The organism is Stenotrophomonas maltophilia (assembly GCF_001274595.1).
Classification (GTDB): Bacteria; Pseudomonadota; Gammaproteobacteria; order Xanthomonadales; family Xanthomonadaceae; genus Stenotrophomonas; species Stenotrophomonas forensis.
This window is the reverse complement of sequence record NZ_CP011010.1, coordinates 4,760,851-4,782,286: the sequence shown is the minus strand read 5'-3', so window position 1 is coordinate 4,782,286 and position 21,436 is coordinate 4,760,851. Positions and strand designations below refer to the sequence as shown.

Here is a 21,436-nt window from a genome sequence, read left to right as displayed (position 1 = left end):
GTCAGCTCGCAGCAGAAGTAGCGTTGAAATCCAGGTCGGGCGACAGCCGGTAGGCCGCGCTCAGTTCGTTGTAGCCGGCCGGCGCGCCGGAAATCGCCAGCGGGTGGCCGGCCTTGCGTGCACGTGCCGCCAGTTCGGCCAGCAGGGCCAGGCCGGCGCTGTCCACGCGCTCGACCTCGCCCAGCTCCAGCCGTGCCAGCTGGGCGGGCAGCGCCTGCAGCTGCGGCCACAGTGCGATCACTGCGGCACGATCCAGCACCCCGCGCAGGCGCAGGGTGTCGCCTTCCAGCAGTGCCAGTGCGTTACTTGCCATTGCCCGCGGGCCCGGCCTGCATGCTGCCGCTGTGCAGCTCGCTGGCCACCTGCTTGATGCCCTTCTGGCGTAGCGGGGTGTCGAACTGGTTGCGGAAGGTCTGCACGTAGGAGATGCCTTCGATGTTGACGTCGAAGATCTTCCACTGGCCGTTGACGTTGCGCATCCAGTACTCGACCGGGGTCGGCTCGCTGCCGGCACGCACCAGTTCGGTGCTGACGCGCACGCCGCGGTTGCCCGGCAGCGGGCTCTCGCCCTTCAGGCGGAAGCTCGGCTTGCCCTGGATGTTGAGCAGGGTCGAACCGTAGCGCTGCATCAGGCTGTCGGCCATGGCATCGGCGAACAGCTTGATGTCGGCATCCGAGGCGCCGCGGGCGTGCGGGCCCAGCACCAGGCGCGCGGCGTAGTCGCGATCGAAGGTGCGGTTCAATTCGCTGTCGATGTAGCTGCGCAGGCTGGCGGGGTTGCTGCTGAACTCGCTCCGGCGCTGCTGCAGGGTGGTGAGGATGCGCGTGCTGGCATCGATCACCACCTTGCCGGCCTGGCCCTGGGTCGCGGCTGCGGCAGGGGCGGCGGCCTGGGCCTGGGCGAGGAACGGAGTAGCTGCCAGCAGCGCCGAAGCGAGCAGGGCCGGGATCAGTTTCATCTTCATGGTTGCGGTTCCGTTGCAGGCGCCTGCGCGCCATCGTTGGGCTTCTGACCAGCGCCGCCACCGGCGCCGCCACTGAACATGTACTTGCCGACCAGCTGGATCAGGTCCACGGCGGGCTGGGTGAAGACGATCTCGTCGCCGGCCTTCAGCACGTCCGGATCACCGCCCGGCTGCAGACCGATATAGCTCTCGCCGAGCAAACCACTGGTGAAGATGCCGGCCGAGGTGTCTGCCGGCAGGTCCTTGACCTTGCTGTCCATGCGCAGGGTCACGATCGATTCGAACTTCACCGGGTCCAGGTCGATCGAGGCGACCTGGCCGACGGTGACGCCGCCGATCTTCACCGGGGCCTGCTTGCGCAGCTGGCCGACCTGGGAGAAGCGTGCTTTCAGCTCGTAGCCCTGGCTTCCCCAGCTCCAGCGCTGGTTGGTCGAGGCCACGGCCAGCACCATCAGCGAGGCCAGGGCCAGCAGCAGGAAGGCGCCGACGGAGAATTCGAGTCTGGGACCGCGGATGGCCATGTGGATTACCTGATCGAGTCGTAGTGGCCGCGCGCGCCTGCGCACCGCCGGTGGAGGGGTTAGGTGAACAACATTGCCGACAACACGAAGTTGAACATCAGCACCAGCAGCGAGGCGTTGACCACCGCACGGGTGGTCGCCACCGAGGTGCCCTCGATGGTCGGCTCGGCGTGGAAACCAACGTAGGCGGCAACCAGCGCGGCGGTGCCGCCGAAGATCGCCGACTTCAGCATCGCCACGCCGAAGTCATCCCAGAAATCGACGCTGTTGCGCAGCGCCGACCAGAACACGCCGTTGTCCAGGCCCAGCACATGCACCGCTTCGAAGTAGCTGGCACTGATCGCCAGCGAGCAGAAGATGCCGGTCAGCAGCGGCACGGTCAGCACCGCCGCCCAGAAGCGCGGCGCCACCGCCTTGGCCACCGGATCGATCGCCATCAGTTCCAGCGCCTTGATCTGGTCGGTGGCTCGCATCAGGCCCAGTTCGGCGGCGATGGAACTGCCGGCGCGACCGATGAACAGCAGCGCGGTCAGCACCGGCGCCAGTTCGCGGTACAGCGACAGGCCGAGCAGGGTCGACAGCGCGTCGGCCGCACCGAAGGTGGTCAGCGTGCGGTAGCCCTGCAGGGTCAGCACCAGGCCGACGAAGGCGCCGCCGACGGCGATGATCGGCAGCGAGCGCGCGCCGATCTTGTAGATCTCGCGGGTCAGCTCGGCCAGGAAATCACGCGTGGGCAGCGAACCGCGCAGCACGGTCAGCGAGAACAGGCCGGCGCGGCCCAGCGAACGGGTGGCTTGCACGAACGGCATCAGGCAACCCTCGCGCGCGGCGCGGCATCGAACGGAATGGGGCCATCGGGCTGGCCATGCAGGAACTGCCGCAGCAGCGGGTCCTGGCTGGATTGCAGCGCCTCGGGCGTGCCCTGGAACACGATGCCGCCATTGGCGATGGCGATCACCTGGTCGCAGATCGGCAGGGTCTCGTGCACGTGGTGGCTGACGATGATGCTGGTCAGGCCCAGGCTGTGGTTGAGGCGCTGGATCAGGCTCATGATCACCCCCGAGGCGATCGGGTCCAGCCCGGTCAGCGGCTCGTCGTAGATCATCAGCGGCGGGTCCAGTGCCAGCGCGCGGGCCAGTGCCACGCGGCGCGCCATGCCGCCGGACAGCTCGCGCGGCCAGGCCTCGGCGGCGGCCAGCAGGCCCACCGCGTGCAGCTTCATCTGCACCAGCCGGCGCAGCACGACCGCCGGCAGGCGGGTATGGGTGCGCAGCGGCAGCGCCACGTTCTCGGCCACGGTGAGGTCGGTCAGCAGGCCGTTGCCCTGCAGCAGCACGCCCACGCTCTTGCGCATTTCCAGCAGCGCGCTGCTGTCGTGCGGGATCGGCTTGCCGAACAGCGTGACCTCGCCGGCGACCGGGCGCAGTTCGCCGGTCAATGCCGCCAGCAGGGTCGACTTGCCGCTTCCGGATGGACCCAGCACGGCGGTGATGCTGCCCTTGGGCACCTGCAGCGACACATCGCGCAGGATCGTGCGCCCGCTCCGGTCGATGCGGACGTTGGATAACTGCACCAGACTGGAGGCGGAAGCCGACATGGGCACCATTAACGTTTTTTAGACATCGAAGGATCGGGCCCGTCGGCTGAACATAAGCAGACTGGACGGTCCAGTATTGTTGCACGACAAGGCTTGGCGCTGGCCGGGACAATCGGTGCGTACCCCGGAACAATCCGTACCGGTGGCGGGCCGACCATTGAATACTGCCTGCCGTCCTGCACACTGTGCATGATGAGTGACCCAGGCAGCGATTTCCGCCTCTACCATTCCAATTCCCTGGACGTGCTGGCCGCGCTGCTGGCGCGCAATGTGCGTGCGCCGGTCGCGGGCCAGCCGCTGTTGGCACCGGAAGTGGTGCTGATCCCGCAGGTGGCGATGCGGCGCTGGCTGCAAGCGACACTGGCTGCCGAGTTCGGTGTTGCCGCCAACCTCGAATTCCTCACCCCGGGCGAGTTCGTGGCCCGCGCGCTGAAGGCCAACGTCAGCGGCGAGCAGGACGACCTGGACGCGGCCGGCCTGCACTGGAAGCTGTACCAGGCACTGCGCGATCCGGCGCTGCTGGCACAGCCACCGATGCGCGCGCTGCAGTCCTACCTTGCCGGTGGCGACGCATTGAAGCCGTGGGCGCTGGCTGGCGAACTGGCCTCGGTGTTCGAGAAGTACCAGGCCTGGCGCCGCGACTGGCTGCTGCGCTGGGCGGCCGGTGCCGATCCGGCCGATCCGCAGGCGATCCTGTGGCGCACCATCACCCATGGCCACGACTACCGTGCGCGCCGCATCCAGGAATACCTGGACCGCTTCGAAGGGGCGGGCCAGCCGTTGCCGAAGGGCTTGCCGCTGCGCATGTCCGCGTTCGCGACGCTCAACATCTCCCCCGACGTGCTGCGGGTGATGGCCACCCAGGCACGGGTGGGCGAGCTGCATTTCTACATGCCCACGCCCGTGCAGTCGTACTGGGGCGACCTGCAGACCCTGGCCGAACGCCTTCGCAGCGGCGCGCCGGATCCGTTTGGCGAGGCCGCCGGCGAGAACCGTCTGCTCGAAGCCTGGGGCGCCGCGGGCCGCGACTTCATGGCGGTGCTGGGCAGCTACGAGGTGGTGCACCCGGCCGGTGAGATCGCCGCCTATTCCGATCCGGAAGAAGACACCCGGCCGGCCCTGGACGAAGGCGGCCTGTCCGACAGCCTGCTGCATCGCCTGCAACGCGATCTGTTCCACCGTCGTGCACTGCCTTCGGGCGAACTGCGCGATGGGCTGCGCAGCGACGACCCCAGCCTGCAGGTACACGCCTGCCATACCCGCCTGCGCGAACTGCAGGTGCTGCACGACCAGCTGCGCAGCCTGCTGCAGGACGCGCGTTTCGACCCGCCGCTGCAGGCACGCGAGATCGCGGTGCTGGCGCCGGACATCGATCCCTACGTGCCGTACCTGGAAGCCGTGTTCGGTGGCCGTGGCGGCGAGGAAGAGCACATTCCCTATGCGCTGGCCGACAGCAGCCCGCTGGCCGGCGAGCCGCTGGCCGATGTGTTCGTGCATCTGTTGGGCCTGCCGGTCTCGCGCTTTGGCCTGAACGAAGTGCTGGACCTGCTGGCCAGCGCACCGCTGGCCGAAGCGGCCGGCCTGGAAGCGGTGGACTTCGACCGCCTGCATGGTTGGCTGCAGCAGGCGGGTGCGCGCTGGGGCCTGGACGCGAAGCATCGCGACCAGCACCAGGCACCAGCCGACGATGCCTACACCTGGCAGTTCGCGCTGGACCGGCTGGTGCTTGGCCATGCCACCGGCAGCGAGGCCGACCTGGCCGGCGTGGCGCCGTGGATCGAGCTGGAGGGCGGTGCGTTGGAAGCGCTGGACCGGCTGCTGCGCCTGTTGCGCGTACTGGCGGTCTACCAGCGTCGACTCGGCGAACTGCTGACCCCGGCGCAGTGGCGGCAGCGCCTGCTGTCGCTGCTGGACGCGCTGCTGCCGACCGCGCCCAGTTCGCCCAACAGCCAGCGCGCGCTGGAGCGCCTGCGCAAGCTGCTCAACCAGTTCGCCGAGGACGCTGCCAAGGCCGGCTTCAACGAAGGCGTGCCACCGGAGGTGGTGCGTGCGCACTTCGCCGGGGCACTGGGCGAGGCCGATACGCGCGCACCGTTGCTGACCGGTGGCATCAGCTTCGGCCGCATGGTGCCGATGCGCCTGCTGCCGTTCCGGGTGATCTGCGTGCTGGGCCTGAATGACGGCGATTTCCCGCGTCGCGACCCGGCCGCGGGACTCAACCAGCTCACCGCCGAACTGGATACACCGCGCCGCCGCCCGGGCGACCGCTCCACCCGCGAGGACGACCGTTTCCTGTTCCTGCAGCTGTTTGCCGCGGCGCAGGAGGTGTTCTACCTGAGCTACCTGGGTGCCGATCCGCGAGATGGCAGCGTGCGCGAGCCGTCGGTGCTGGTCAGTGAACTGATCGATGCCGCCGCTGCCTATCACCTGGATCCGACGATGGCGGTGCGCGACTTCACCGTGCGCCATGCCTTGCAGCCGTTCTCGCCTGCTGCGTTCGGCGATGGCGATCCGCGTCGATTCAGCTATCGGCGGCAGTGGCATCCGGCGGCCGGCCGCCTCACCGGCCAGAGGGGTGGCCTGCTGCCCTGGTTCGACGCGCCGTTGCCGCCACCGCTCGACGATGCCGTGGAGGACGAGGTCGCACTCGATACCCTGCGCCGCTTCCTGTGTGACCCGGCCGGGCAGTTCCTGGCGCAGTCGCTGGGCCTGCGCCTGGCCGACGAGGTCGAAGAGGTGGATGACCTGGAGCCGCTGGTGCTGTCCTCGCGCGGCCCGGAAAAGCGCAGCGTGCAGGCGGCGGTGGTACGGGCCACGCTCAATGGCGACAGCGAGCCGCTGTATCCGCGGTTGCGCGCGCGTGGCCTGCTGCCATCGGGTGCCTTGGGTGAGCGCCAGTTCGAAGTGGAGCAGCTGAAGACCCGTCCGTATGCCAGCGCGCTGCTGGGGTGGATGCAGGGCGAACCATTGGAAAGCCGCCGGTATGAAGTCGATATCGACGGCGTGCGGCTGCATGGACGGGTGGCCGATCGGCATCCCGAAGGGCTGGTGCGCCTGCGCGCCGGCACCCTCAACGGCAATGCGGTGATCCGCCAGGGCCTGGACTGGCTGTTGGCCAACGCCGCCGGCGATGCCCTGCCGTTGGTGCAGTTCCATGATGGCGGCGATGCCGGACCCGGTCCGCATGTGCTGCCGGCGCTGAGCGTGCCTGCTGCCCGCGCCGCGCTGCGTGCGCTGCTGCAGCTGCGCCAGCGTGGCCTGCGCGAGCCGCTGCGCTTCGCTCCGTATACCGGCTGGGTGCTGTACAACACGGCCGGCGAAAAACAGCGCAGCGAAGGCTGGAAGCAGTGGCATGGCAGCGACCGCAGCTGGGGTGAATCCAGCAGCGACGCCTGGCAGCTGCTGCTGCGCGGTGCCGACCCGTTCGCCACCGATGCCGGCTATGCCGATCTGCTGCGCAACAGCCAAGTGGTCTTCAGCGCGGTGCGCGAAGGCCGCACCCTGGGCGCCGAGGCAGGCCCGGAGGGCAACGCATGAACACCGCCATCGCCGACGAGGAATCCCAGCGCATGGCGGGCGATCCCTATCTGACCCTGCCGCTGCAAGGCATCCGCCTGATCGAGGCCAGCGCCGGTACCGGCAAGACCTTTACCCTGGCCACGCTGTTCACCCGCCTGGTGGTGGAGCAGGGGCTGCGCATCGGCCAGATTCTGGCGGTGACCTTCACCGACGCCGCCACCCAGGAACTGCGCAAGCGCATCCGCGAGCGGCTGGCGCTGGCCGCGCGCCTGGTCGATCTGGAACCGGCCGAGGGCGAGGCGCCGGATGTGCGCTTGACGCGCGAGGTGCTGCAGCGCCATCTGCAGGATGGCACCGAGAGCACCGCTGCGCTGAAGCGTCGCCTGCAGGTCGCCGCCGACGAGATCGATCTGGCTTCGATCTTCACCATCCACGGCTTCTGCACCCGCGTGCTGCGCGAGCATGCGCTGGAGAGCGGCCATACCTTCGACCCGCCGGAGCTGCTGGCCAGTGACCGCGAGCTGCTGGAAGAACTCGCCGCCGATCTGTGGCGCGTGCACGCCAATGATCCGGCCACGCTGGAGCCGCTGACCTGGCTGTGGTCCACCCCGGATGCACTGGCCGCCGATCTGCGCGCGCTGCTGGCCGCGCCGCCCCTGCACCCGTTGCCACGGCCGGTGGCGCTGGCCGATCCACATCCGGCATTGCAGGCCAACGCCGCCGAACTGCAGCAGGCGCTGCGCGAGCATGGCGAGCAGTTCTTCATCGACCTCTGCGATGCGGTCGACAACAAGTGGATCAACGGCGTGTCCTACAAGCTGGGCTGGCTGCACCCGCTGGGCCGGCAGATGCTGGCCTGGGCCGAGCGCGCAGATCCGCGCGAGCTGCTGGCCAGCGAACGCCTGCCGGCACTGCTGCCGGACGTGTTGGCCGACAAGACCAACAAGAAGTTCCCCGGCCGCACGCCGTCGTCGCCATTGCAGGCGCCGTTAGCGCGCCATGTCGCGCTGCTGGCCGAGCGTGATGCCTGGCTGCGTGCCACCGCGCTGAACTTCCTGCACCGCCTGCGCGACGAAGCCACCCAGCGCCTGCAGGCGCTGAAGCGCACGCGCCGGGTGCAGACCTACGACGACCTGATCGATGGCGTGGCACTGGCCCTGGAAGGGCCGCAGCGCATGGCGCTGGTCAGGCAGCTGCGCGCGCAGTACCGCATCGCGCTGGTCGATGAGTTCCAGGATACCGACGACCGCCAGTGGGGCATCTTCCACACCGTGTTCGGCGATTCGCCGGAGGTGCGCGAGCTGGGCCTGGCGCCGGCGCTGTTCCTGATCGGCGATCCCAAGCAGGCGATCTACGGTTTCCGCGGTGGCGACATCCATACCTACCTGACGGCCAAGCAGGTGGCGCAGCAGGCGCCGGTGCTGGACCAGAACTTCCGTTCACGCCCGGCCGTGCTGCGTGCCCTGCAGGCGCTGTACGACAACGGCGGCGAAGACGCGTTCCTCGAGCGCGACATCCAGTTCGAACCGGTGCGCCCCGGTGGCGTGCGCATCGACGCGGACTACCTGCGCGACGGCCGCGCCGCCGTGGCACTGACCCTGCGCGTGCTGCGCAGTGGCGGCGACAAGGCGATGAGTGCCGACGCCTCGCGTGATGCAGCGACCCAGGCCTGCGTGGCCGCGATCCACCAGACCCTGGTCGATGCGCGCGCCGGTAACGCCGTGTTGCGCGGGCGCCCCGTGCAGCCGGGCGACATCGCGGTACTGGTGCGCTCGCATCGCGAGGCCACCCTTGTACAGCGCGCGCTGGCAGCGGTCGGTATTCCTGCCGTGGCGGCGGGCAAGCAGAGCCTGTTCGCCACCAGCGAGGCACGTGATCTGCGCGCACTGCTGCTGGCACTGCTGCAACCGGCCGATGAAGGACGCCTGCGTGCGGCGCTGGCGACCGTGCTGCTTGGCCAGCGGGCGAGTGCGATCGCGGCGATGGAACGCGAGGGCGACCTGCAACGTGGGTTCCAGGCGCAATTGTTGCACTGGCGCGAGCGCTGGCAGCGCGGTGGACCGTTCGCGGTGATCGCCGATGTCTGTGCCGAACAGGGCGAACGCCTGCTGGCGCTGATCGATGGCGAGCGTCGCCTGACCAACTACCTGCAGCTGGGCGAACTGCTGCAGGAAGCCTCGGCGCAGGCGCTGGGCATGCATGGCCTGCTGGACTGGCTGCAGGGCCAGATGGCCAGCGCCGACCAGGATGACGAGCAGCAGCTGCTGCGCCTGGAATCGGATGCACGCCGCGTGCAGATCATCACCCTGCACAAGAGCAAGGGCCTGGAATACCCGCTGGTGTTCCTGCCGTTCGTCGGCATCGACGGCGGCGCACCGAACACCGCTTCGCACTGTACCGTGCACGTGGGTGGGCAGCGCCAGCTGCACTGGAAGCTGGACAAGGACGAGGCCTGGGAAACGGCCAGCGCCCGGCGTGAGCGTGAGCAGCGCGCCGAGGACGCGCGCCTGCTGTATGTCGGCCTGACCCGCGCCGAGCACGCGCTGTGGATTGCCGTGGGCGATCTGGCCGGGCTGGCAAAGACGCGGCTGGCGCCGCTGCTGGGTGACCTGCAGGCGCTGCGCGCGCATGCCGATGTGCACATCGATGACAGTGAGGCACCGGCCGCACTGCCGCAGCTGGCGGCCGAAGTGGAAGGTGAGCTGCCGGCCGTGCGTGCACTGACCCGGCGCGTGCCGCACGACTGGTGGGTCTACAGCTTCACCCAGCTGGCGCACGCCGATGCCGGTGCCGGCAGTGATATCGAAGCCGCCGCCACCGAGCTGCCGGCGCCCGCCGCCGACGAACCGGTGGGCCCGGAACTGCCGCTGGAACCGGCGCTGCCGGAACCCGCCGCGGCCGCCGAGGACAGCACACCGGTCGATCCGCGCTTCATGGGCAGTCGCTTCGGTAACGTGCTGCACGAAGCGATGGAGAACGTCGACTTCGCCGCCTGGGGTGGCTGGCGACCGGGCCTGGAAGCCCCTGAAGGCCAGGCCGAGGTACTGCGCAAGGCGCTGCACGACGAGGGCTACGCTGACGCCGACCTTGGGGATGGCGTGGCCGTACTGGTGCCGCTGGTCGGTCACACGCTGACCGTGCCGCTGCCGGAGGGCGGTGCGCTGCACAGCCTGGATGAAGGCGAGCGCCGTGCGGAAATCGACTTCCATTTCGCCATCGAGCCGACCGCGGTGCCGGCGCTGCTGCAGGTGCTGCACGCACATGGGGTTTCCAGCGCGCGCCGCGGTTTTGGCCAGCGCCGCCGCCTGGAAGGGCTGATGACCGGCATGATCGACCTCACCTACGTGCGCGATGGGCGCTGGTACGTGCTCGACTACAAGTCCAACCGCCTGCCCGGCTACAGCCCGGACCTGCTGGCCATTGCCATGTGCCACAGCGAGTACGACCTGCAGGCGCTGATCTATACGGTGGCGCTGCATCGCTGGCTGCGTTTCCGGCTGGGTGCGGCCTACGACTACGAGCGCGACATGGGCGGCATCCGCTACCTGTTCTGCCGCGGCCTGGATGCCGCCGGCAACGGCGTGCATGTGGACCGCTTCCCGCTGGCGCTGGTCGATGCCCTCGACGCGTTGTTCGCCGGTGGCGAGCAGGCCCAGGCCGAGCTGGCCGCACGTGCCCGTGGAGCCAGCGCATGAGCCTGCTGAAGGAACTGCACCAGAAGGGCCAGCTGCGCACCCTCGACCATGCGTTGGCGACCAGCCTGCAACGACTGCGCGACGACACGCCCGAGAGCGTGGCGCTGGCGGCCGCGTTGGCCTCGCTGGCGGTATCGCAAGGCCATGCCGCGTTCGACCCCGCGCAACCGCAGCGGTTACTGGAAGGCGTGCCCGAGTGGCCTGCCGCGCAGGACTGGCTGGCGCAGCTGCGTACGTCGCCGTGGGTGGCGACGCCGGAGCAGGCCGATGCCATCGCCGAGGATGCGCCGCTGGTGCTGGAAAACGGATTGCTCTACCTGCGCCGCTACCGCGAGTACGAACGCCAGTTGGCCGCCGGCCTGCAACGCATTGGCCGGCATCCGCTGCCGGCGCCGGACATGGCAGCGCTGGCACCACTGTTCGCGCATCTGTTCCCGCAGGCGTCCGGCAGCGAAGATCACCAGGCGCGCGCGGCCGGCGTGACCCTGCGCCATCCGCTGGCGCTGGTCACAGGCGGCCCCGGTACCGGCAAGACCACCACCATCGCGCGCCTGTTGCTGCTGCTGGCCGCACAGGCCCGGCAGGCCGGCCAGCCGGCGCCCGAGGTCGCGCTGGCCGCGCCCACCGGTCGCGCCGCCGAGCGCATGGCCGAGAGCCTGCGCGTCGCCGTGCAACGCCTGCAGGAACAAGGGCTGGACCCGGCGCTGTGCGCGGCATTGCCCAGTACCGGCACCACCCTGCATCGCCTGCTCGGGGTGATTCCCGATTCACCGCGTTTCCGCCACCACGCCGACAATCCGCTGCCGGTGGACGTGGTGGTGGTCGACGAAGCCTCGATGATCGATCTGCCGATGATGGCCAAGCTGGTCGATGCGATCGCCAGTGGCACCCGGTTGATCCTGCTTGGCGACCCCGACCAGCTGCCGTCAGTGGAAGCCGGCGACGTGCTCAGCGCGATCCTGCGTGCCAGCGGCGATGGCATCGGCACCCGTGCCGACGATGCGCAGGCGTTGCATGGCCTGCTGGCGCCGGCCACGTTGCAGCCGCAGGCCACACCACGCGCTTTTGCCGGGCGCCGCGTGCAGCTGCAGCGCGGTTACCGGCAGAGTGATGCACTGGACCTGGCACCGCTGGCGCATGCCGTGCGCGAAGGCGACAGCAGCGCCGCATTGCAGCTGCTGCGCAGCGGTGAACTGGCGGGCGTGCACTTCCACGAAGGCGAAGCCGATCCGTTGCGTGGCCAGCGTGAGCACCTGCTGGGCCACTGGCGTGCGCTGGCGGATGCCGCCGATCCGATACTGGCCCTGCAGCAGGCCGGACGCCTGCGCGTGCTGACCGCACTGCGCGAAGGCCCGCAGGGCGCACGTGGGCTCAACAGCCGCATCGAACAACTGCTGGCCGGCAATACACCGGGCTATTTCCAGGGCCGGCTGCTGCTGGTCACCGAGAACAGCTACCGTCATCGCCTGTTCAATGGCGATATCGGCATCTGCCTGCGCGATGGCAGCGGCGCGATGGTGGCCTGGTTCCCCGGCGACACCGTCGACCAGCCACGCGCCTTCCACCCGGCCGCACTGCCCGCGCACGAAAGCGCCTTCGCGATGACCGTGCACAAGGCGCAGGGTTCGGAGTTCGACGAAGTGTGGTTGCAGCTGCCGCGCCAGGACAGCCGCGTGCTGTCGCGCGAACTGGTCTACACCGGCCTGACCCGTGCCCGCCAGGTCCTGCACGTGGCCGGCAGCGCCGACGTGCTGCAGGCCGCGCTGAAGCGCCACGCCAGCCGGCTGGGTGGGTTGGCCTGGCGGCTGGGTGCGGAAGCGGTGGCCGAAGCACCGGCGCGTATCAAACAGCCCATGGTGCAGGGCACGCTGTTCTGACGCGGGCGCGATGCGCTTCCTGTAGAGCCGAGCCATGCTCGGCTGATGGACCCTGGAGTCGAGCATGGCTCGACTCTACAGAAGCGCGCTTCGATCGTTTCGGCGTGGATCTACGCGATCAGGACCAAGCCATCGGGGAACACGATCGCCGCTTCATCGGCGCTCACATCGAAGAAGCCCACGCCGTGCTTCTCGGCCAGGTCCTGCACGCGGCCATGCGCATGCTCTGCCACCGAGTAGGCAAACGCACCGTAGATCACCTGGCGGCCGATGCTGTACTCGGTCACTTCGGCACGGTCGTCATCGCCATTGCTCAGCGGCCCGTTCATCGGCGGGAACTCCTGCGCCATCTCGGCAAACCAGGCCTGCAGCGCCGGGCTGCTGACCGCCGGGTCGTCGTACTCGTGGTTCTCGCCCCATTGGGCCTGCTTCTCGAACCAGGCGATGAAGGCTGCCACCTCGCGCGGGGCGGCGCTCGCCTCGAACACCATCATGTCGTAACTCATTGAACCGTCCTGTTGCCATGGCGAAAGGCCGCCGGGAATGGCCCGGCGCTGCCGAGCATTATCAGGCCGATGCAACGCCGGCGTCCGCCCACCCTGGCGCCAATGCCTTCGCCTCCGGGAACAGCGCGAAGCGCAGGCCGATCAGGCCCATCAGCGCCTCGTCGCGTGCCTTGCAGGCCGCCACGCTGCCAACCCGGCCCAGTGAGGTATCCAGCCGCTCGCGCAGCGCTTCGGCGGCCACAATCGGCCTGCGCGCGGCAATCTGCCGCCGGTAGTGCGCGGCGATGTCCTCCAGGATGTGCTCGACCGCCTCGCGGCTGCGTTCGGGCAGTTCCAGCCGGGCACGGCGCAGCTGCAGGATGTTCAGGCCGATGCGGGCCTCGTTGAGCATGTCCACCGAGGCGATGTCGCTGCCCTCCGGTGTCGCCGCCAGGCGCGGTGCGAGCAGGCCCAGCAGGTCGAGCATGCGCGCGGCGAAGCGCTGGCGGTCCTGCTGGCCGCGGCCTTCGGCGGCTTCGGCCAGCGTGGTCCAGCCCTGCCGTACCAGCCGGCGTGCGGTCCACTCGGCACCCACCGAACGGAACAGGCGGGTCATCACCACCGCAAAGCCAATGCCGATGAACATCGCGATCGACGAATTGAGGAAGGTCTGGATGTTGGCGCTGTAGGTGTTCTGCAGGCTCAGCAGCGCGGCCAGGTTCACCGTCAGCGGCAGTGCGAACAGCGCGCTCTTCGGGTGATGCAGCATCAGCCCCAGTGGCAGGAACACCACCGCCAGCACCAGTGCCAGCAGGCCGAAGTCGTGCACGGCGGGGAATACGCCGAACAGGTACACGCCGGCCACCACCGAAGCGACCATCGCCCACACCAGGAACGACACCATGCTCGGCGCCGGATCATCCTGCGCGGCGAAGAATGCGGCGGTCACCGCGGCCATCATCGCGCCGTTGCCGCCGCCTTCCCAGCCCAGTGCGATCCACAGCACGCAGTAGCTCATCAGCGCCACGCCGGCACTGAGCGCGGAGAACAGCGCCATGCCGTAGTCGACGTGCTTGTCAGCGGCCACCCGTTCGGTGCGGATGCGGTAGTGCGCGCGGTCCAGCGGTGCGGTGCCATGATCGATCGCATGCTGCAGCGTGCGGCAGTCCTGCCACAGGTCCACCAGTTCCTCCAGGCGCAGCAGCAGGCTGGCCAGCTGCAGGTGCTGCAGATCGCGGTCCACCTGCGGTTTCAGCGCACTGATGCGCGCGCGCAGGCGGGCGTACTCGCTGGCGCTGGTCGGCCCGTCCAGCCAGTCGTGGAGGTCGTCGATCAGTTCCGGCAGGCCCTCCGGCAGCGCCTGGCCATCGCTGCGCAGCGCACTCAACCGATCGGCGATCGACGACAGCACCGGCAACAGCAGCAGCATGCGCTCACGCAGGCGCTCCATCGACACCGCCGAACCGGCATGGCGCGGATCATCGCGGCGCAGGAATTCAATCAACGCCTCGAACTGCACCAGGTCGGCGGCCAACCGGTTGCGTGGCGCGTGCGCGCGGCCGCGTTCAAGAATCTGCCGGCACCACTGCGCGGCGTCCTCCATCCAGGTGCCGATGCGTGCACGCAGCATCGGCCGCACCGAGGCCGGGAACAGCAGCGAAGCAAACAGCACTGCCACCACCGTGCCGAGGATGATCTCCTCGCTGCGCGCCACCACGGTGTCGAAGATGGTCTCCGGCGAGGTCACTGCCGGGAAGCCGATGAAGGCGGTGGTGTAGCCGGCCAGCAGGAACGCGTAGCCGCGCGGACCGCGGTTGAGCAGCGCCATGAACAGGCAGCCGGCCAGCCAGATCGACATCGCCGCGCTCAGCACCAGCGGAGTCTCCACCAGCGCCGGCAGTACCAGCAGGGTGGCCAGGCCGGCCACCAGCGTGCCGACAATGCGGTACACGCCCTTGGCCCGGGTGGGGCCCAGCAGCGGCTGGCTGACGATGTACACCGTGCCCATCGCCCAGTACGGGCGCGACAGGTTGCCGGCCATGGCGATGTACAGCGCGGCCACCGCGGCCAGGTAGGTCTTGATCGAGAACAGCCAGGCCTGGCGGTCGGTCAGCGCGTTCATGGCTTACTTCGCGGCGGTCGTGGTGGCGGCCGGGGTGGCACTGGCCTGCCAACCGCCACCCAGCACCAGGAACAGGTGGATCTGGTCGCGCGACACCTGCGCTTCGGCCGCGGCCAGGGTGGCATCGCTGGTGGCCAGGCTGCGGTCGGCATCCAGGCTGGACAGGTACGGCGTGCGGCCGCCCTGGTACAGCCGGCGGTTCTGTTCGGCGGCCAATGCAGCCTGTTCCTGCGCGGTGCGCAGCGACTGCAGCCGGCGCAGGTCCTGCGCGTAGCGGTCCAGCGCCGTCTGGGTTTCGCGCAGCGCCTGCAGCACGGTGTGGTCGAACTCGGCCAGCGCCGCATCGGCACCGGCTTCGGCGGCGTGGATGCGGGCGTGGGTGCCGGACGACGGCAGCGTCCACGAGATCAGCGGGCCGATCGACCACTGCTGGGTCATCGGCGTGCCGAAGTCCTCCAGCAGGCCGGCGGCACCGAGTGAGGCACCGAGGCGGATATCCGGGTACAGCTCGGCGGTGGCCACGCCAATGCGTGCAGTGGCCGAGGCCAGCTTGCGCTCGGCCTGGCGCACGTCCGGGCGACGCTGCAGCAGCGCACGACCATCGCCCACCGGCAACGGCTGCGCCAGGGCGGGGGCGTGCGCGCAGTCGATCACGCCGGCCGGCAGCTGGCCCGGGGTCTGCCCGAGCAGCGCGGCCAGCGAATAGGCGGCCGCCGAACGCTGCGCATGCAGCGGCGGCAGTGCAGCTTCCAGCACCGCCACCTGGGCATTGGCGCGGGCCAGCTCCGGCGGCGTGCCACGACCGGCATCGATCAAGCGCTGGGTGACCGAACGGCTGCGCTGCTGCAGTTGCAGCGAATGCTCGGCCACATGCAGCTCGTGGTTGGCATGGCAGATTTCCAGGTAGCTGTCGGCCACCTGCGCAACCACGCTGACCTGGGCCAGGTCGCGTGCGGCGGCCACCGACTGTTCGTCGGCGCGCGCCGCTTCGGCGCCGCGCTTGAGCTTGCCGAACAGGTCGAACTGGTAGCTGACCGCGAACTTGCCGTCGGCCAGGTTGATCACCGGCAGCTCGTGTTCCTGCAGGAACGATTCGGCCGACAGCTGCGCGCGGCTGACGCCGGCCTCGGCCTCGTACTCGAAGCCACCGGCGTCCAGCGCCTGCTCGTATACGGCGGCGGCACGGCGCAGATGCGCATCGGCGGCCTTAAGTTCCACGTTGTCGCGCAGCGCCTGGGTGATCAGCCCGTCCAGCACCGGGTCGTTGTACAGCGACCACCAGCGGTCGGGCAGCGCCTGGTTGGCGGCCACCTGCGGGTTCTGGGTGTCAATGAAGGCCGCATTGGCCTGCGGGCGCTTGAACGCCGAGTCTTCCGGCAGGGCGTAGTCAGGACCGACGGTCCTGCACGCGGCCAGGCTGGCCAGCGCGACGATCAGGCCGAGACGGGGCAGGGTGGTGTTCACAGGCCCGCCTGTGTCGGCGCGGTGCCGGCCTTGTCTGCGTGCTTCGTGCTGCTGGTCTGGACGGTCACCGTGGCGGTGCGGCCGGCGATCAGTTCCACGCCCTTGGGCACCTCGTCGATGCTGATGCGCACCGGGATACGCTGCGCCAGCCGCACCCAGTCGAAGGCCGGGGTCACGTTCGGCAGCAGGCTGCTGCCGTTGCTGCGGTAGCGGTCCTCGATGCCGGCAGCGATGCTCTCGACATGGCCGCGCAGCGGCACGGATTCGCCCATCAGGCGGATGTCGACGCTCTGCCCCGGCGCCACGCCGCGCAGGCGGGTTTCCTCGAAGTAGCCATCGATGCGGAACGAACCGGTATCCAGCAGCGCCAGTACCGGCTTGCCGGCCACCACGTAGTCGCCCACGCGCAGGGTGCGGTCGTTGACCCGGCCATCGGCCGGTGCGCGCACCTCGGTGCGGCCCAGGTTGAGTTCGGCCAGGTCGACTGCGGCCTGTGCGGTGGCCAGCGCGGCCTGTGCAGCCTGCAGCTTGGCGCGGCGCACTTCGGCGTCCTCGGCGGCGACCAGGTCCTGCAGGCTGCGGTCGCGGCCGATCTCGCGGCGCAGCTGCGCCACCGAGGCCTGGCGCTCGGCCAGGCTGGCCTTGGCCTGCTCCAGTGCGATGCGGTAGCGCGCGCGGTCGACCACGAACAACAGGTCGCCCTTCTTCACTGCCTGGTTGTCGGCCACGTCCACCGTTTCCACCAGCCCGGACACATCCGGCGCCATCTGCACCACGTCGGCGCCGACATGGGCGTCGCGGGTCCACGGCTCATCCATGTAATAGACCCACAGCTGGCGCAGCACCAGCAGGGCCACGATCACGGCTGCGCTGGTGAGCAGCACCGGCAGGGTCTTCTTCACGATCTTGTTCACGATTGCATCCAACGCAGGAGGTGGAACAGCAGGCCAAGCACGATCCCGTACAGCGCCAGGTTGAACAGCGCCGGGTGCCATACATGGCGGTAGGCGCCGGCACGCTGCAGCAGCGCGTGCAGGCCGCTGTTGACCAGATAGGCCAACACCATCAACCCGAGCAGGGTCGGGACGAACACTCCGTGGAGACTGAATTCACCGGGCATCGGTAGGGGCGGGGGCGAGGTGGGGGAGGGGAGGGACAACGAAACAACAGCAACGGGCAAAAGCCGCTGGCGTGTGCACGGCAGCGGCGGTGTTCGGGGGCAGCGGTCTTACGTAATGCGGTCGGCGGCCTCGGCCAGCAGGCGCCATGCCTTCAGCACGGCGTGCAGTTCATCCATGGAAAGCTCGCCGAATACGTCCTGGCGCAGGCCGATCAACTGGTCTTCCAGCTCGCTGACCAGAGCCTGGCCGGCGTCGGTCAGCCACAGCAGGTTGGCACGGCGGTCGCTGGCGTCGCTCTCGCGGCGGACCAGGTCGCTGGCGCACAGCTTGTCCAGCAGGCGCACCAGCGAAGGCCCCTCCATGCCCAGCTGCTGGGCCAGCGCCACCTGGCGGATGCCACCGCCGGAGCGGCCGATCATCAGCAGCGGCATGGTGCAGGCGGTGGAGATGCCGTAGCTGCCCAGGCGGCTGTCGGCCAGGCGCTGCCACTGCCGCCCTGCGTACAGCAGGCCGGAGCTGAGCTGCATCTGCAGCACGGTGCGCTCGTCGAGGGGTCGGTCCATAAGAGATAGATAGGATACTACTAATTTCATTCCTATCAATAGGTTTTTATGAATGGGCGGGGGTGTAGTGAGGAAAAGCGTTGCGCCACGTTGCTACGGTGGGGCAGCGGGGGCCGGACGGGGCAGGACACGCCGTAAACCCGTCCCTGGGGGCTCGGCCGCGGCATCCATGCCGCGGACGGTCCTGCCCCGCCCGGCCCCCGCCACCCTCCCATTACCCCGCGGGCGCGGTGGGTTGGCTCTTTAAAGGCAGGAGCAGAAGCCAAAGCTGTGCGGACCAGCGGTCCGCGCCCACCACAGCAGTCGCGCAGTCGCGCGCGGTGCTTCCGAAGCCATGAACCCCCGCTTTTGACCCCGCTTTCGGGCGGTCCGGCCGCGCCCGCAGGAAACTGTCAGGGATGGGGAAGGGCGGCAGGGCAGGACCGTGAGGCGCATGGATGCGCCGACCGAGCCCCCATGGATGGGTTCACGGCGTGTCCTGCCCTGCCGCCCTTCCCCATCCAAACCCGTAACAGGCAGGCGCCACCAGACACCCGATGAACCGTCCCAACAGGACGACCCACCCCCCGGTCGGGTACGATGCTCGCCCCCCGTTCGGGACGCTGTACGCAATGAGCAAGAACAACGAAAAGGCCGCCCCGCAGGGCGACGTGACCCAGGACCAGGCCGAGGATGCCGTGCGCACCCTGCTGCGCTGGGCCGGTGAGGACCCGTCCCGTGAAGGCCTGCTGGATACCCCCCGCCGCGTCGCCGAAGCCTATGGCGACTGGTTCAGCGGTTACCGCGACGACCCGCGCGCCTACATGGAGCGGACCTTCGAGGAAGTGGCCGGCTATGACGAACTGATCGTCCTGCGTGACATCGAGTACGAAAGCCACTGCGAACACCACATGGCGCCGATCATCGGCCGCGTGCACGTCGGCTACCTGCCGGCCGGCAAGGTGGTGGGCATCAGCAAGCTGGCCCGCGTCGTCGAAGCCTATGCCCGCCGTTTCCAGGTGCAGGAAAAGATGACCGCGCAGATCGCGCAGTGCATCCAGGACGTGCTGCAGCCGATCGGTGTCGGCGTGGTCGTCGAAGGCGCCCATGAATGCATGACCACCCGCGGCATCCACAAGCGCGGCGTCAGCATGGTCACCTCCAAGATGCTGGGCAGCTTCCGCGACGACGCGCGTACCCGCGCCGAGTTCCTGCGCTTCATCGAAGTGGGCGGCAAGCGCTGAGCCGCTTGCCCGTACCCTGCCGGCCCCGTGCGGCCGGCATGGCCATGGCTGCCCGCGCGGCAGCCGTGCGCCGCTGCTCGTCCCCGCCAGCCCTCATGACTCCTTTCGCTGCATGAAGCATCGCGAACGCATTTCCCGTTACCGCCATCTGCGCGAACAGCCGCAGTGGAAGCTGCTTGCGGCCGACCACGCCCCGGAAATCATCGGCCTGCTGCAGGGGTTGCTGATGGACGGCGAGCGCACGCTGTCGTCGTCGGTGCTCAACGAGCGCCTGCAACGTGCGCTGGACCAGCTCAACGGCGACGAACTGTCGCGCGACCTGCCGCGTACCGCACAGGCCTACATCGCGCACTGGCTGGCCCAGGGCTGGCTGGAACGGCGCCTGCCCGAGGGTGCCGACCAGGAGCAGTACGAGCTGTCCACCGCCGCACTGCAGGCGATCCGCTTCGCCGACGGCCTCGAGCAGGCCCGCGTGGCCGCCACCGAAAGCCGCCTGGCGCTGGTCATCGAACAGCTCTCGCAGCTGGCGGCGCAGACCGAATCGGATCCGGATGCACGCCTGTCCGCGCTGCGCGACGAGCGTGACCGCATCGACGCCGAGATCGCCCGCGTCGGTGCCGGCCGCGTGATCGCGCTGGATGGCAAGCGCGCGCTGGAACGTGCGCGCCAGATCATCGGCCTGGCCGACGAACTGACCGAAGACTTCCGCCGCGTGCGCGACGACTTCGAGCAGCTCAACCGCGATTTCCGCGAACGCATCATCGATGACGAGGGCGAGCGTGGCGACGTGCTGTCGCAGCTGTTCGAGGGCGTGGACGTGATCGGCGAGAGCGATGCCGGGCGCAGTTTCCAGGCCTTCTGGCGCCTGCTCAACGACGCCGAACAGAGCGCCCAGCTCGATGCCGCGCTGGAAGCAGTGCTGGCACGTGGCTTTGCGCGCCGCCTGGACCGCAACGAACGCAACTTCCTGCGCGGCTTCACCAGCACCATGCTCGAGCGTGGCGGCCAGGTGCACGACGTGCTGCAGAACTTCGCGCGCAGCCTGCGCGGTTTCGTGCAGAGCCGTGGCTACCTGGAACAGCGCCGCCTCAATCAGTTGTTGAAGCAGGCGCAGTCCGAAGCGCTGGCGTTGCGCGATGAGTTCCCCGCACAGCGCGGCATCGGCCGCGACCTGCAGCTGACCACCAGCCGCCTGCGCTCGTGGTCGCAGTGGAAGCTGCACGATCCGCGCAGTGCCCAGGTCGATGGCAACGTCGAATACAACGACGCCGCTGCGATCAGCCTGGAGAGCGTGGGTGATCTGGTGGCATCGTCCGAAATCGACTTCCGTACCCTGCGCCGTGACCTGCACGACCTGCTCGATGCACAGCCGCGGCTCAGCATCGCCCAGGCCTTGTCGCAGCGCGAAGCGCCGCAGGGCCTGGGCAGTGTCATTGGCTACCTGTCGCTGGGCACGCGCTTCGGCAACGTGGTCGCCGGCGAGCAGGAGCTCGCGCAATGGCGTGGTGGCGACGGCCAGGTCCGTCGCGCCCGCATCCCGCTGGTTTGGTTCACCCAGGAGAGACGCCATGAGCTGGCATGAAGATCCGATCGACGCACCGCAGGCCGACGTGGCGGAAGACGCCTACGAGGCCGAGCCGGTGGCGACCGTGGCGCAGCCCCGCCGTGGCAACGACGTGTACTACCTGGGCGACACCGGGCGCCTGCCGCTGGATGCGCGCCGCGCGCTGTGCCAGCTGCTGATCGGCCCCAGCATCGACCAGCTGCGCCACGCCAAGCTGTGGCCGGCGCTGATCCGCAGCGAAGCCGCCATCCGCTCCGCGCTGGCCGATCTGTTCCTGGAACTGGTGCTGGACCGCGACAGCGGCGTGGCCTTCACCCGCCAGGCCGACACCGAAGACGTTGATGCACCGGTACTGCTGCGCACCTCGCCGCTGACCTTCATCGACTCGGTGCTGCTGCTGTACCTGCGCCAGCAGCTGGCCGAGGCCGATGCGCGCGGCAACCGCGCGGTGGTCGCCGACGCCGAGATGGCCGAAGCGCTGGCCATCTACGAGAAGAACCTGTCCACCGACCGCGCCGGCTTCAACCGCCGCGTCGCTTCGGCGGTGCAGAAGATGAAGGACAACCACATCCTGACCCGCCTCAGCGGCCAGGAAGACCGCCACGAAGTCTCGCCGGCGCTGAAGCTGCTGTTCTCCGCCGAAGACGTGTCCCAGCTTTCGGCGGTCTACCGCCAGCTGCGCGAAACCCCGGCCGCCGAGGCCTGAGAGACCCGACCATC

At 69.2% G+C, this 21,436-nt stretch carries 17 protein-coding genes; 6 read left to right on the top strand and 11 right to left on the bottom strand.

The genetic code is table 11. From position 1 onward, the window contains the following. Window position 1: 1 nt before the first annotated feature. Genes VN11_RS21575 through VN11_RS21555 form a run of 5 tightly spaced genes read right to left on the bottom strand, consistent with a single transcriptional unit; the run spans window position 2 to window position 3,083 of the window. Window positions 2-313 carry an STAS domain-containing protein gene (locus VN11_RS21575; protein WP_008266246.1) on the bottom strand — a complete coding sequence of 104 codons (312 nt, stop codon included), beginning with the start codon at window positions 311-313 and terminating at the stop codon, window positions 2-4. Continuing rightward, complete coding sequence (locus tag VN11_RS21570; protein WP_040006809.1) at window positions 303-965, bottom strand: MlaC/ttg2D family ABC transporter substrate-binding protein; 663 nt, start codon at window positions 963-965, stop codon at window positions 303-305. The genes VN11_RS21575 and VN11_RS21570 overlap by 11 nt, the downstream gene beginning before the upstream one ends. Beyond that, window positions 962-1,486, bottom strand: a complete 525-nt coding sequence (mlaD, locus tag VN11_RS21565; RefSeq protein ID WP_014039020.1) for an outer membrane lipid asymmetry maintenance protein MlaD — start codon at window positions 1,484-1,486, stop codon at window positions 962-964. Before mlaD ends, VN11_RS21570 begins: the two co-directional genes overlap by 4 nt. Window positions 1,487-1,545: 59 nt before the next feature. Then, window positions 1,546-2,295, bottom strand: coding sequence for an MlaE family lipid ABC transporter permease subunit (locus VN11_RS21560; RefSeq protein ID WP_005414955.1), 750 nt, complete (start codon window positions 2,293-2,295; stop codon window positions 1,546-1,548). Then, window positions 2,295-3,083, bottom strand: a complete 789-nt coding sequence (locus VN11_RS21555) for an ABC transporter ATP-binding protein (protein ID WP_053451203.1) — start codon at window positions 3,081-3,083, stop codon at window positions 2,295-2,297. The genes VN11_RS21560 and VN11_RS21555 overlap by 1 nt, the downstream gene beginning before the upstream one ends. Window positions 3,084-3,272: 189 nt before the next feature. On the opposite strand from VN11_RS21555, the gene recC reads away from it, so the two are divergent. The 3 genes from recC to recD are packed head-to-tail and all read left to right on the top strand — an operon-like array spanning window position 3,273 to window position 12,174. Then, window positions 3,273-6,620, top strand: coding sequence for an exodeoxyribonuclease V subunit gamma (gene recC, locus VN11_RS21550; protein ID WP_053451202.1), 3,348 nt, complete (start codon window positions 3,273-3,275; stop codon window positions 6,618-6,620). Beyond that, window positions 6,617-10,297: an exodeoxyribonuclease V subunit beta gene (recB, locus tag VN11_RS21545; protein ID WP_053451201.1), complete on the top strand. Its 3,681-nt coding sequence runs from the start codon at window positions 6,617-6,619 to the stop codon at window positions 10,295-10,297. The genes recC and recB overlap by 4 nt, the downstream gene beginning before the upstream one ends. Then, on the top strand, window positions 10,294-12,174 hold the full coding sequence (gene recD, locus VN11_RS21540; protein WP_053451200.1) for an exodeoxyribonuclease V subunit alpha: 1,881 nt from the start codon (window positions 10,294-10,296) through the stop codon (window positions 12,172-12,174). The genes recB and recD overlap by 4 nt, the downstream gene beginning before the upstream one ends. 110 nt (window positions 12,175-12,284) lie before the next feature. Here the strand turns inward: recD and VN11_RS21535 are convergent, their stop codons facing one another. The 6 genes from VN11_RS21535 to VN11_RS21510 all read right to left on the bottom strand — a co-directional run bounded on the left by VN11_RS21535 (window position 12,285) and on the right by VN11_RS21510 (window position 17,929). Next, window positions 12,285-12,680 carry a hypothetical protein gene (locus tag VN11_RS21535; RefSeq protein ID WP_053451199.1) on the bottom strand — a complete coding sequence of 132 codons (396 nt, stop codon included), beginning with the start codon at window positions 12,678-12,680 and terminating at the stop codon, window positions 12,285-12,287. Window positions 12,681-12,741: 61 nt separating this feature from the next. Continuing rightward, on the bottom strand, window positions 12,742-14,781 hold the full coding sequence (locus VN11_RS21530) for an FUSC family protein (protein ID WP_053451198.1): 2,040 nt from the start codon (window positions 14,779-14,781) through the stop codon (window positions 12,742-12,744). A gap of 3 nt (window positions 14,782-14,784) precedes the next feature. Continuing rightward, window positions 14,785-16,245 (bottom strand): efflux transporter outer membrane subunit, encoded by a 1,461-nt coding sequence (locus tag VN11_RS21525; protein WP_053451197.1) that lies wholly within the window; start codon window positions 16,243-16,245, stop codon window positions 14,785-14,787. Next, window positions 16,242-17,159, bottom strand: coding sequence for an efflux RND transporter periplasmic adaptor subunit (locus tag VN11_RS21520; RefSeq protein WP_053451196.1), 918 nt, complete (start codon window positions 17,157-17,159; stop codon window positions 16,242-16,244). The genes VN11_RS21525 and VN11_RS21520 overlap by 4 nt, the downstream gene beginning before the upstream one ends. Beyond that, window positions 17,156-17,365: a DUF1656 domain-containing protein gene (locus VN11_RS21515; protein ID WP_025875651.1), complete on the bottom strand. Its 210-nt coding sequence runs from the start codon at window positions 17,363-17,365 to the stop codon at window positions 17,156-17,158. Before VN11_RS21515 ends, VN11_RS21520 begins: the two co-directional genes overlap by 4 nt. Window positions 17,366-17,473: 108 nt before the next feature. Continuing rightward, window positions 17,474-17,929, bottom strand: coding sequence for a MarR family winged helix-turn-helix transcriptional regulator (locus tag VN11_RS21510; protein ID WP_008265191.1), 456 nt, complete (start codon window positions 17,927-17,929; stop codon window positions 17,474-17,476). 611 nt (window positions 17,930-18,540) lie between these two features. On the opposite strand from VN11_RS21510, the gene folE reads away from it, so the two are divergent. The 3 genes from folE to VN11_RS21495 all read left to right on the top strand — a co-directional run bounded on the left by folE (window position 18,541) and on the right by VN11_RS21495 (window position 21,422). Beyond that, window positions 18,541-19,152 (top strand): GTP cyclohydrolase I FolE, encoded by a 612-nt coding sequence (gene folE / locus VN11_RS21505; protein WP_004141296.1) that lies wholly within the window; start codon window positions 18,541-18,543, stop codon window positions 19,150-19,152. A 112-nt stretch (window positions 19,153-19,264) separates the two neighbouring features. Beyond that, the gene (locus tag VN11_RS21500; RefSeq protein WP_014039010.1) at window positions 19,265-20,734 is read left to right on the top strand and encodes a DUF3375 domain-containing protein; all 1,470 of its coding nucleotides are present in this window, start codon (window positions 19,265-19,267) and stop codon (window positions 20,732-20,734) included. Beyond that, window positions 20,721-21,422 (top strand): DUF4194 domain-containing protein, encoded by a 702-nt coding sequence (locus VN11_RS21495; RefSeq protein ID WP_053451195.1) that lies wholly within the window; start codon window positions 20,721-20,723, stop codon window positions 21,420-21,422. The genes VN11_RS21500 and VN11_RS21495 overlap by 14 nt, the downstream gene beginning before the upstream one ends. Window positions 21,423-21,436 lie beyond the last annotated feature (14 nt).

Bases quoted from the DNA above. Each gene is read 5' to 3' on its own strand.
- VN11_RS21515 (WP_025875651.1), bottom strand. From the start codon at position 17,365: ATGCCCGGTGAATTCAGTCTCCACGGAGTGTTCGTCCCGACCCTGCTC.
- VN11_RS21555 (WP_053451203.1), bottom strand. From the start codon at position 3,083: ATGTCGGCTTCCGCCTCCAGTCTGGTGCAGTTATCCAACGTCCGCATC.
- VN11_RS21530 (WP_053451198.1), bottom strand. From the start codon at position 14,781: ATGAACGCGCTGACCGACCGCCAGGCCTGGCTGTTCTCGATCAAGACC.
- VN11_RS21510 (WP_008265191.1), bottom strand. From the start codon at position 17,929: ATGGACCGACCCCTCGACGAGCGCACCGTGCTGCAGATGCAGCTCAGC.
- VN11_RS21570 (WP_040006809.1), bottom strand. From the start codon at position 965: ATGAAGATGAAACTGATCCCGGCCCTGCTCGCTTCGGCGCTGCTGGCA.
- mlaD (WP_014039020.1), bottom strand. From the start codon at position 1,486: ATGGCCATCCGCGGTCCCAGACTCGAATTCTCCGTCGGCGCCTTCCTG.
- VN11_RS21500 (WP_014039010.1), top strand. From the start codon at position 19,265: ATGAAGCATCGCGAACGCATTTCCCGTTACCGCCATCTGCGCGAACAG.
- recC (WP_053451202.1), top strand. From the start codon at position 3,273: ATGATGAGTGACCCAGGCAGCGATTTCCGCCTCTACCATTCCAATTCC.
- VN11_RS21535 (WP_053451199.1), bottom strand. From the start codon at position 12,680: ATGAGTTACGACATGATGGTGTTCGAGGCGAGCGCCGCCCCGCGCGAG.
- VN11_RS21560 (WP_005414955.1), bottom strand. From the start codon at position 2,295: ATGCCGTTCGTGCAAGCCACCCGTTCGCTGGGCCGCGCCGGCCTGTTC.
- VN11_RS21575 (WP_008266246.1), bottom strand. From the start codon at position 313: ATGGCAAGTAACGCACTGGCACTGCTGGAAGGCGACACCCTGCGCCTG.
- recB (WP_053451201.1), top strand. From the start codon at position 6,617: ATGAACACCGCCATCGCCGACGAGGAATCCCAGCGCATGGCGGGCGAT.
- folE (WP_004141296.1), top strand. From the start codon at position 18,541: ATGAGCAAGAACAACGAAAAGGCCGCCCCGCAGGGCGACGTGACCCAG.
- recD (WP_053451200.1), top strand. From the start codon at position 10,294: ATGAGCCTGCTGAAGGAACTGCACCAGAAGGGCCAGCTGCGCACCCTC.
- VN11_RS21495 (WP_053451195.1), top strand. From the start codon at position 20,721: ATGAGCTGGCATGAAGATCCGATCGACGCACCGCAGGCCGACGTGGCG.